The organism is Agrilactobacillus yilanensis, assembly GCF_003946725.1.
In the GTDB taxonomy this organism is placed as follows: domain Bacteria; phylum Bacillota; class Bacilli; order Lactobacillales; family Lactobacillaceae; genus Agrilactobacillus; species Agrilactobacillus yilanensis.
The window spans coordinates 312,545-323,477 of sequence record NZ_RHOY01000001.1 but is presented as its reverse complement, the minus strand read 5'-3'; the positions used below and the strand labels follow the sequence as shown (position 1 = coordinate 323,477).

Here is a 10,933-nt window from a genome sequence, read left to right as displayed (position 1 = left end):
TCCCAAAGACTGATTTCTGCGCTTAGCTACGTCTAACTTGTAAGCGAAGCCCGCTCACGGCGTTAGTCTAGGCTATGCTCAAAATCACCCCGTCTTTGGTCACGCTCTGCATAAACGCGTTCAGGGGCACTGACTTCTCACCTAACTACGAATTATTTATAAGCGAAATACGCTTATTTCATAATTCTAGGTTAGTGCTCGAAGTCAAAATCGTGCCCCTTCACGCTCTGCGATTGTCTTTGATTTTTACGACGACTCGGAATTGGCGTTCGGGGTGGTTGGTGGTGTCGGCGGTTTGGATGCGGGTTTCGAATAGGTTTTGATGGCCGAAGTATAAGATGGTGCTCAAGAGGCTATTGCGGTCTTTGGGTACGTAGCCGAGTTTATAATCTTTGTAATAGATAGCAACGGCTTCTGGGTCGTACGGGTTATCTGGTTCGGCGGCCAAGGTGACGGGTTTGCCGGGGGTGAGTTTGTCAATGATATCTAGCCCATCATAATAAGCAAAGCCGGCGATGTGAAAGTCCATCAAGTGGCGGCTGGGCTCATATTTGTATTGCTTTACGGCGTCTAAAAAATCTTTATTTGAACTAGCCATATTTAAAACCTCCATAAATTAATTTTGGGTGGTGGTTGCGACTGATTTAACGGTGTAACGCAGTAAGGTTTTCAGATTTTCTGGTCGGCTTCTACGAAAGTTGGATAAGTAAATTTCTCGGTGCTGAAAATCACCCATTAAGGTGGTTTTTTCTAATTGGTGTGCCGTCATAAACGCTGCCATTTTCGCAAAAGTGTCGCCTTCGGTATCAAAAGGGCCGGTATGGACGGCTTGAACAGCCAGGCCGTCGGTGTAAGATTCAAATTGCAGCTGAGGGAAATAAGGGTTGTCTTTTTTAGCGATGACCTGGGTACGGCATGTTTCGAATAAGTTGGCGGTCACTTGGTCTGGCTGTCGAATCATGATTTTATAAACAAGGGCCGCTTTATTCAGGGTTTCATTTCTGGAGCCGTCTGCAGTGGTCCAAACACCTTCCAATGGATAAACGGTATATTCAAAAGGCGGTGTGCCGAGGCTGCCTTTTTTAAGCGCCATGCGGATGCTGTAAGCGGTCGCATATAAGGCACTGATTTTATTAGAGAATTCGGCATCATTAGGGTCGCCGGTGCCAGCTAAGGTGATAAAGTTCATCGCTGGAATGAGACGCTGTTCTACTTTTTTAGGTAAATAGAGGTCTTTTTCAGATTTTCGCCATTCGTATTTCATCAGGTCAACTCCTTTGTTACATCAAGTATAACGGATTACGCACTTAAAAGGGACTATAAAATAAAACGATTACACCGTAAACAAAAAGGGCCTAATCGCAACAACCGGTAGTGTCTAAATATTGGCGGCCAAATTATTTTTGACGCAGCTGACTTAATGTGGTTTTATAAAAGTTATAAATACAATTGGAGGTTTCTTATGACTTTAAGACGTATCACACCTGCGGATAATGCCGCAATGAAACAAATTATTCAAGCGGATTTAAAGGCCAATGATCTAGCTTTACCCGGAACGGTTTACTTTGATCCGGAAATAGATGATTTATATCAAGCGTATCAGAATTTAGAAAACAGTGCTTATTGGGTGTTAAGTTATGAAGGGCAGGTTGTCGGCGGCGTGGGTATTGCCCCTTATCCGGATTACCCCGGGGTGTGCGAGCTGCAAAAGTTGTATTTAGATGCGGCGTATCAAGGCCGGGGTTTATCTAAAACTTTGATGGCTCAAGCATTGGATTATGGCGCAAAACACTATGAGATATGTTATTTGGAAACCCATAGTAATTTGGTGGCCGCTTGGCATCTTTACGAAAAATATGATTTTCAGCCATTAACCCAGCCTTTAGGCAGTGGTGCCCATAGTGTGATGAATCGGTGGTATGTTAAAAAATTCTAGATTATTATTTATTAGGATGAATTGTAAAATTAGTATTCATATCCAGTTATAAAGCAAATTATCACTAAGTGAGAATAAGGATTGTCCTGCGATAATTATGCTTAATTCATCTTATTTATTAGGATAAATATGTAAAAATGTTAAGATATATCTGATGAATCGATATAGCGCTTACTTTTCAAAAATGTTATCTTAAAAATAACTAAGTTGAGAAGAAATGAGCGTGTTTAAATGAGTCCTGAAAAGAAGAAATTTTTAGCCGGTGAAGATTATCAAATTCTTGATCCAGAACTAGCTGCCGACGAAACAAGGGCAAGACGGCTGTGCCGGATGTTAAATGAATTAGATGATGGTGCGGTTGCCGAAAAAACAGCTGTGATCAAAGATCTGTTTGGTTCAGTGGGCAAGCGGCCTTATATTCAACCTAATTTCCGTTGTGATTTTGGTTATAACATCCATGTGGGCGATAATTTTCTATGTAATTATGATGGGGTTATTTTAGATTCAGCGCCAGTGACCATTGGCGATAACTGTTTATTGGCACCCCATGTTCAGATTTATGCGGCTTATCATCCCTTTAATCCCGTTGATCGTGGAAACATGATCGGCAAGGCCAAGCCAGTAACCCTAGGGAATGATGTCTGGGTTGGCGGCGGTTCTGCGATTTTACCAGGCGTAACTTTAGGAAATAACGTTATTGTAGGGACGAATTCAACGGTGACCAAATCCTTTGGTGACAATGTCGTCATTGCGGGTAGTCCAGCCCGGGTGATTCGGCATTTGGATCCTAAAAACGATTAAAATAAATAACAGCTCTGAAATAAGTAGGGCTGTTTTTTTGTTTGGGGTTGCTTAGTTTTGACGGCGATATCAGCTGGTCGAAAAATATGAAATTTAGCGCATTATGCCTAAAGTTGACAAATTTAAGAACCGGAATTAAAATGGTATAACAAGTTACAATTTAAATAACAACCATAGAATAGAGGTTTTTAAATATGAAATATGCTGTTACCGGTGTAACCGGTCATTTTGGTTCAGTGGCTCTCAAAGAATTGGCGCAGTTAGTGCCTGCAAAGGATATCATTGCCTTAGCACGAAATGTGGAAAAAGCAAAACAGATGGTGCCAGAAGGGATTGAAATTCGCCCCGGAGATTATATGCAGCCTGGTGATTTGCACAATGCGCTAAAGGGTGTTGACCGCTTATTATTGGTTTCTTCCCAACCCGGCGGTGCCCTGCCACGGATTCAGCAGCACTTGAACGTCTTAACCGCCGCCCGCAACGAAGGGGTTCGGTTTATCGCCTATACGAGTTTTCCCCATGCGGACACAGCTAAGGGCGCTTTAGCTTATGATCACAAAATGACAGAAACGGCTATTAAAAATACAGCTATTCAACATGCTTTTTTGCGGAATAATTGGTATTTGGAAAACGAATTGAGTGTCATTAACGGGGCCAAAGCAGGGCAGACCGTCAGCTATTCTGCTGGAGACGGCAAAGTGGGCTGGACGTTAGAAAGATTTTATGCGGAAGCCGCAGCCAAAGTTTTGGCAACCGAGACACCAAAAGAAGTTTATGAATTTGCCGGGCCAAGCCACACTTACCAAGAACTAGCAGCAGCCATTGAAACGGCTATTGGTCAAAAGGTTAATGTGGCGCAGGTCAATGATGATCAATATCAAGCACAGCTGATTGAAGCGGGCTTGGATAAAAACGTTGCAGAAGCTTTAGTTATGATTCAGATGTTGATTCGCGAAGGCGATTTAACGGAGGCGACCAATGATTTGTCGGAAGTTTTAGGTCGGCCATTGCCAGATTTAGCAACGGCGATCAAAACATTAATTCAATAGGAGTCTAATTATGAAATATTCACACAAACTCAGTGATGCCGTGCATATTTTGGCCTTCATATCAATTTATGGCCAAGCAGATAGTGGGGTTGATTTATCCAGCGGGACAATCGCCAGCAGTGTTGAATCTAATCCTAGTCTAGTCCGGCGCATGATGTCGGCCTTAGTTAAAGCGGGTTTATTAACGAGTCGACCAGGCACCGTATCGCCTAAACTGGCGCGGCCGTTAGCACATATTACTTTGTTGGAAGTTTATCAAGCGATTGAATCAAATCAAAATCTACTGCACATTGATCCCAAAACCAATCCCGATTGTATTGTCGGCGGGAATATTCAAGAAACATTAAATCATTATTATCAAAACGTCCAAACCGCCGCAGAAACCGCCATGGCTGCAGTGACATTGGACATGATCGTCTCGGACATATTGGAACGAAACGCCAGAGCATAAATCAGAGCGCGAACTGGAGCGGGAAAGCCTCGAGCACTAACCTAGAATTATGAAATAAGTGCACTTCGCTTATGAATAATTCGTAGTTAGGTGAGAGCTTTGCTCCAGTGAGCGCGTTTATGAAACACCAAAAAAAGATAGCACTACACCAAAACCAAATAGAGGCCAAATCAAAATTGCTTTTGATTGACCTCTATTTATTTTGCGGTTTTTACGCATTTATTAAGATTGTGGTTCTGAAACGCGTTCAAGGGCACTGACTTCTCACATAACTACAAATTATTTGTAAGTCTAGGTTATGCGCATTGTCACCCGTAACCTCTCGCACTCTGATTTTGAAACGCGTTCCCAAAGACTGATTTCTGCGCCTAGCTACGTCTAACTTGTAAGCGAAGCCCGCTCACGGCGTTAGCCTAGGCTATGCTCAAAATCAACCCGTCTTTGGTCACGCTCTCTTAATCCAATCCGGTTTGGGTTTTACCCTGTAATTTATTAGCAATAAAGGTTAGGATGATTTTTGCGTTATCCCGGTTATACGTATAAGTGACTTGTGTGGAGTCGTTAATGTAAACGTCATTGACTTCATTGGGTAAGCCTAAGAGGCCTAAGATTTCATCGGCGCTTTGGCCCACGGCTAAATTATTAAAGGTGTTTAAAGTAATATCTGCGGTTGTTTCTGGCTGATAGTCATTTAGACTTTTACTAAAGGCCCGCTGTTCGATAAAACTCACTGAGATTGCGGCGTTCTTTTGCCCATCCACTGGCTGCCAAGTAGCAACGGTGGCTTGAAGACCGTCTTGAGTGACTTTACTTGTAGTGTAAGGTTTGCCAAATTTGGCGGTTAAATCAGTCAACGTACTGCCGTCCGGGGCAGATTTAGAGAAATCATCAACTTTAACACTGTTGAAATCGTTAAAGCTTACCCCTTGGTTGTTAGTCTGTGTTGCGGCACTGCTACTTTTTTGACTAGAGCTGTGGGATTTCGATTTTTTTTTTTGCGTTGCAACGCTGCTGGATTTAGAAACTTGTTCTGTAGCTGGTTCAGAGCTGACAGAAGGGGTAGTTACTTTTGTAATAACTAATTTTAAAATAATAGCAATAATCAAAACGATTAAAACGATTAATGTCCAGAACCACCATTTTTTATAAAAGGGATCTTCATAATTATCTTGGTCATCGTCGTAGTCCTCATCGGCGACATCAGCGGGTTCTGTAGGCTGGTCTTGATTTTGCGGCTGCTTTTTCCGGCGCTGGAGAGATTCTTGATGTAAATTGTCAATGGTTTCATCCAAGCTAGCTTGCGCCGGTGGCAACTGCTGCTGACTACTAGTGTTTTTGGCTGCCGCCTGTTGGATCACTTCATGTAACGCTTGGTTAGCATCTAGGCCAAGCGGTAAATTATTAGGTACGGTGAGATTTGCAACTACATTTTGGATTAAGGCATCCAATGTTTCATAACTCGTATTACCTTGCTGCATAATGACTTGTAAGTCCATCAAGGTCGGATTCAGTTCGGCTTGCAGCAGATCCGTGTTGTAATAACGGCTATAAGTTAAGTAAAGTAACGAAACTTCAGCGGTGATGGTATCGTCGTAGTTACCGATATTTTGGCTGAGCTGCACCATTGCTTTTAACAAATCAATCATGCGTTGCCAGTCCCGCCGTTGGGTGGCTTGTTCAATTTGATCATTAAAAATAGCTTGAATCATAGCATAGTCGCTGTCTTGGTTATTTAGGTTAACCCGAACTTGATTCGGATCAATTAAATGCGTTAACTGGTAATGGTTTAATAAAGCCTCAATTTGATTTTGCAAATTCTTCACGCCCCTTATCCCCCTATTGTACAACTTGGTCCCCAAAAAGGAATTTAATTTTATTATACCTGAGAATAGGTCTAATTTTAAGGCGGAAATCATTTAGCTGAAAGCTTATCAAACTGGGCTTTGTGAAATTAGGGGATTCCCTCAAGTCTGTTTCCGTGCAATTTATCAAGATACATAGTACAATATCTTGTGAAATGAAAGCGTTTAAGTTTGTGAAAAGAAGGAGGCATTCAGAATGTGGCTTAATTTTATTTTTGCACTGATTCCGATTATTTGGTTGATTGTTTCACTGGGTGTTATTAAAATGGCAGCAGCAAAAGCGTGTAGTATTGGGCTGATTATTTCGATTTTCCTAGCAATTACAGCGTTTAAAATGCCAGTTGTGGACAGTTTGACCGGGGCTCTAGAAGGTATTGTCATGGGGATTTGGCCAATTGTTTACGTGATCTTAGCGGCCTTATTTACTTATAATTTAACGACCAAATCCGGCAGTATGAAAGTGATTCAAGATATGTTATCCGCAATTACAACAGACAAGCGTATTTTAGTTTTGATTATCGCTTGGGGTTTTGGGGGCTTCTTGGAAGCGATTGCCGGTTTTGGGACGGCGGTTGCAATTCCAGCAGGGATCTTAATTGCCTTTGGGATTGATCCAATCAAAGCTTCTGTGATCTGTTTGATTGCCAATACGACGCCAACTGCGTTTGGGGCCATTGGGTTGCCGGTGATCACGTTAGCGAATGTAACGCATTTGAATACTTTACATCTATCTTTTATCGTAACAATGCAATTATTACCATTAATCATTTTGATTCCTTTTGTTTTAGTTTCAATGGTTGGTGGCGGTGTCAAATCTATTAAAGGCGTTGGTTTAACAACGTTACTGTCTGGTTTGGCATTTGCCTTACCACAAGTTGTTGTAGCCAAATTCATTGGCGCTGAATTACCAGCAATTGTTGGTTCAATCGTTTGTATTTTGGTGACGGTCTTAATGGCTCGTGTCCAAGGGCAAAAGGACGAAGCGGCGCTCAAAGATATTCCGCGGCACAGTACTGGTGAACTGCTACGGGCTTGGGCACCTTTTATTTTAGTTTTCATCATCGTTTTATTGGCATCCCCACTTGTACCGGCAATCAATACGGCATTGGCCAAGGTGGTGACGCCGCTGGGTATTTACACCGGCGCCAAAGCAGCGCCATATACGATTAACTGGCTGTCTTCACCAGGGACACTGATCATTATCGCCACCGTAATTGGTGGTTTGATCCAAGGGATGTCGTTGGGCAGCATTTTTGGCGTGCTAGGCACTACAGCCAAATCCATCTGGCGGACATTAATTACCGTCTGTGCGATCGTTGGTTTGGCAAAAGTTATGGGCTATTCTGGCATGACACAAAGTTTGGCTGTCACTTTAGTTGCCATCATGGGTCCGGCTTACCCATTAATTGCACCAATCATTGGGGCATTAGGGACTTTTATCACCGGTTCGGACACATCTTCCAACGTCTTATTCGGGAACCTGCAGTTGCAAGCAGCTACAACGCTGAAAGTTAACAGCTACTGGGTTGTCAGCTCCAACATGGTCGGGGCCACTGCCGGGAAGATGATTTCACCACAAAGTATTGCCGTTGCTTCAGCAGCAACCCATCAAGAAGGTCGTGAAGGCGATATCTTGAAAGAATCTATGAAGTGGTGCGGTGCTTATCTTGTGGTAATCTGTGCGTATATTTATATCACGGGGTTAGTGATTGGTTTATTGTAAAAAATTAAGCTTTTAATAACTGTAAATAAGACTTTGGTCGCCATTTGGGGCCAGAGTCTTATTTTTTTTTGATTACGGAATATTAGGTGTATAATTAAACTGAGGACATCAGAATAAGGTGCCTGAAGGAGTGATTATAATGTGTACAAGTTTGACATATATGGCTGAAAAAGGCGCTTTTTTTCTAGCACGGACAATGGATTTTGGTATTGAATTAGGTGGCAGTCCGGTGGTTGTGCCTAGAAATCAGCATTTTAATAGCGATGCCACGGCAGAAGGGTATGACACCACTTATAGTTTTGTAGGTGCCGGCCGGGATGTGGGCAATTATATTCTAGTGGATGGGGTGAACGAAAAAGGTTTGAGTGCCGCAGCCTTGTATTTTAGAGGGGAAGCGACCTATGCCAAAACACCCATGACTGGGAAAACGAACTTAGCGCCCCACGAAGTCGTCAATTGGCTTTTGGGCAATATGGCCAGCTGCGCCGAATTAGGCCAGCAATTGACGGAATTAAATGTGCTGGCTATTCCCATTGCCTTATTGCAAGTCACCACACCGCTGCATTGGATCATCGCTGATGTCAGTGGGGCTTGTTATGTATTGGAATTAGATCAAACCGGTTGTCATTATATAGCAAATCCAGTGGGCGTCATGGCAAATTCACCAGATTTTCAGTGGCATTTGAAAAACTTGAGTAATTATTTGCAAGTTCAGCCAACACCGCATCCCCATCGGACCTATGGCCAATTTGTTGCCGCAGATTTTGGCCCCGGCAGTGGTGCGTTAGGCCTGCCTGGAGATTTTACATCACCTTCACGGTTCGTGCGCCTGACTTATATGCGCCAATATGCGGAAACCGCTAAAACACCAGAAGCCGCCGTAAACGTGTTGAGCCATCTATTAAATACCGTAGACATCCCCCGGGGTGTGAAAATCAAAGAAGATGGTTCCAGCGACTATACACAGTATCGCGGCTACATGCGCATGGATCAGCCCACATATTACATGCAACCGTACTATGACCAAACCATCAGCCGCGTCATCTTAACAGAAAACCTGATGAACCAACCCGCACCAATCGCCTTTCCGTTGGAGAAAGAACAAGAATTTAAGAGCGTGAACCAGAGCGTGAACCAACACGGGTGATTTCGCAATATAACCTAGGCTTGGCAGGTAGTCGCCTGCGACTAGCAACAAGGCGTAGTTATATGTAGAAATCAGTGTTGGTGAGCGCGTTTATGAAAACCAAAAAAAGATAGCACTGCACCAAAACCAAATAGAGGTCAATCAAAATTGCTTTTGATTGACCTCTATTTATTTTGCGGTTTTTACGCATTTATTAAGATTGTGGTTTTTGAAACGCGTTCAAGGGTACTGACTTCTCACATAACTACAAATTATTCGTAAGCCAAAATCGGGCTTTCATCATAATTTTAGGTTATGCTCGAAGTCAAAATCGTACCCTTTCACGCTCTGGTTTTGAAACGCGTTCCCAAAGACTGATTTCTGCGCTTAGCTACGTCTAACTTGTAAGCGAAAACCGCTCACGGCGTTAGCCTAGGCTATGCTCAAAATCAACCCGTCTTTGGTCACGCTCTGGTTTATGCGGCTAGTTTTTTTGGTGCTTTCTTTTCAGTCATGGCCATTTCGTCGTTATAACCCCATACCCATGTGAGGATGAAGCTGACGAGGATGGCGGCGAGGCTGGAGATTAAGAAGGCGTAGAAGCTGTTAAGGTCGGTTGGATTCTTAGGGTCAAAGAAAGATGGGAAGCCGATTAAGGCGCCGGTGAAGCCGTACATGTTCCCGTGCATTAGGCCGGTGATGAAGCCGCCGACAGCGGAACCCATTAAGCCGGAGATGAAGACTTTACGGAAGCGTAAGTTCACTCCGTAAATAGCGGGTTCAGTAACCCCACAAAAGGCTGAGATGGCTGCGGCAAAGCCGAGTTCTTTGACACCAGCTTTTCTAGATTTGATCGCAACGGCTAAGACAGCAGCACCTTGGGCAACCATTGTTGTGCTGACGATGGCATTTAGTGGACTAGCGCCATTCGCACTGATTTGTTGGGCAACCAATGGGACAACGCCCCAATGCAAGCCGAAGATGACGAGGACTTGGTAGAAGCCGCCGATGATCAGACCGCCGACCCAGCCAGATACGCTGACAAGCCAAGTGATGACGTTAGCAATTCCGTTTGCTAAGCCTTGGATAATTGGCCCAGTTACGATAATGGTAATTGTAGAAACAATTAAAATTGTAATTAATGGCGTGAAGATCATTTGTAAATAATTCGGTAGATGGGCTTTGAGCCAATCTTCCAGTTTTTTAGCGATCCAAGCAGCTAGAATGATTGGGAAGATGGAATAAGTGTAGTTTAGGAATTGGAAATTAAAACCACCAATGGCAAACATTTCTTTAAAAGATCTGCCCCAATCTACAATTTGCGGATAGGTGAGAAAGGCACCGATTACGGCTGCGACAATTGGATCACCGCCGATTTTGCGGGCAGCTGAGAAGCCAACGATAACGGGTAGGAAGAAGAATGAAGCATCAGCCATTGCGGAAATGGTCATGTAAGGGACACTTTTAGCATCTAACAAGCTCCCCAATTGTGGTAGGGTCAATAAGGCCAGTAAACCTTTGATAATCCCTGAAGCGGCTAAGACACCGATCACTGGACTCATGGAACCGGTGATAACCCCGATTAAGCTGTTCGTGCCGCCTTTAATGTGATCCCAGATAGTTTTGTCGCCGGTATCTGCAGGGCCGCCAGTTGCGGCGACAGCAGCTGCGGTTGCTTCTGGATCCGCAAATTCTGGGCCTAGCGCTTTGATGACCGCATCATAGACATCTGCTACAGCGTTGCCGATAACAACTTGGTATTGCCCTTGCGCTTGCCGAACGTCAATAACGCCGTCGGTTGCCGTTAAAACCTCTGTGTTGGCAATGGATTCATCTTTTAAATAAAAACGCAAACGGGTAATACAATGAATTAAACTATTGATATTTTCTGGGCCGCCGACATTTTCAATAATTGTCTTAGCTAAGTCCGTGTAATCTTTTTTTGCCATTTTAAGACACCCCTTTTAGTTTGAAACCTCCAAAAA

At 43.5% G+C, this 10,933-nt stretch carries 10 protein-coding genes; 6 read left to right on the top strand and 4 right to left on the bottom strand.

Features of this window, described 5'->3' with window-relative positions; genetic code table 11:
* Positions 1–220: 220 nt before the first annotated feature.
* Together EKM93_RS01475 and EKM93_RS01470 are read right to left on the bottom strand one after the other, a co-directional pair.
* Complete coding sequence (locus EKM93_RS01475; protein WP_125712322.1) at positions 221–598, bottom strand: HIRAN domain-containing protein; 378 nt, start codon at positions 596–598, stop codon at positions 221–223.
* A gap of 18 nt (positions 599–616) precedes the next feature.
* Positions 617–1,264, bottom strand: a complete 648-nt coding sequence (locus tag EKM93_RS01470; RefSeq protein WP_125712321.1) for a GyrI-like domain-containing protein — start codon at positions 1,262–1,264, stop codon at positions 617–619.
* Positions 1,265–1,462: 198 nt separating this feature from the next.
* On the opposite strand from EKM93_RS01470, the gene EKM93_RS01465 reads away from it, so the two are divergent.
* The 4 genes from EKM93_RS01465 (at position 1,463) to EKM93_RS01450 (ending at position 4,237) form a co-directional block, all read left to right on the top strand.
* Complete coding sequence (locus EKM93_RS01465; RefSeq protein WP_125712319.1) at positions 1,463–1,936, top strand: GNAT family N-acetyltransferase; 474 nt, start codon at positions 1,463–1,465, stop codon at positions 1,934–1,936.
* Between the two features lie 231 nt (positions 1,937–2,167).
* The gene (locus EKM93_RS01460) at positions 2,168–2,737 is read left to right on the top strand and encodes a sugar O-acetyltransferase (protein ID WP_125712317.1); all 570 of its coding nucleotides are present in this window, start codon (positions 2,168–2,170) and stop codon (positions 2,735–2,737) included.
* Between the two features lie 194 nt (positions 2,738–2,931).
* A complete protein-coding gene (locus EKM93_RS01455) occupies positions 2,932–3,786 on the top strand; it encodes an SDR family oxidoreductase (protein ID WP_125712315.1) in 855 nt (284 codons plus the stop codon).
* A 10-nt stretch (positions 3,787–3,796) separates the two neighbouring features.
* A complete protein-coding gene (locus EKM93_RS01450; protein ID WP_125712313.1) occupies positions 3,797–4,237 on the top strand; it encodes an Rrf2 family transcriptional regulator in 441 nt (146 codons plus the stop codon).
* Positions 4,238–4,692: 455 nt separating this feature from the next.
* Here the strand turns inward: EKM93_RS01450 and EKM93_RS01445 are convergent, their stop codons facing one another.
* A complete protein-coding gene (locus tag EKM93_RS01445) occupies positions 4,693–6,060 on the bottom strand; it encodes a DUF3862 domain-containing protein (RefSeq protein WP_164506956.1) in 1,368 nt (455 codons plus the stop codon).
* Between the two features lie 235 nt (positions 6,061–6,295).
* Between EKM93_RS01445 and EKM93_RS01440 the strand changes: the two genes are divergently transcribed.
* Both EKM93_RS01440 and EKM93_RS01435 read left to right on the top strand, forming a co-directional pair.
* The gene (locus EKM93_RS01440) at positions 6,296–7,822 is read left to right on the top strand and encodes an L-lactate permease (RefSeq protein ID WP_125712309.1); all 1,527 of its coding nucleotides are present in this window, start codon (positions 6,296–6,298) and stop codon (positions 7,820–7,822) included.
* 139 nt (positions 7,823–7,961) lie between these two features.
* Positions 7,962–8,969: a choloylglycine hydrolase family protein gene (locus EKM93_RS01435; protein ID WP_125712307.1), complete on the top strand. Its 1,008-nt coding sequence runs from the start codon at positions 7,962–7,964 to the stop codon at positions 8,967–8,969.
* A gap of 455 nt (positions 8,970–9,424) precedes the next feature.
* Here EKM93_RS01435 and EKM93_RS01430 read toward each other — a convergent pair whose 3' ends face one another.
* Positions 9,425–10,897: a PTS transporter subunit EIIC gene (locus EKM93_RS01430; protein WP_125712305.1), complete on the bottom strand. Its 1,473-nt coding sequence runs from the start codon at positions 10,895–10,897 to the stop codon at positions 9,425–9,427.
* Positions 10,898–10,933 lie beyond the last annotated feature (36 nt).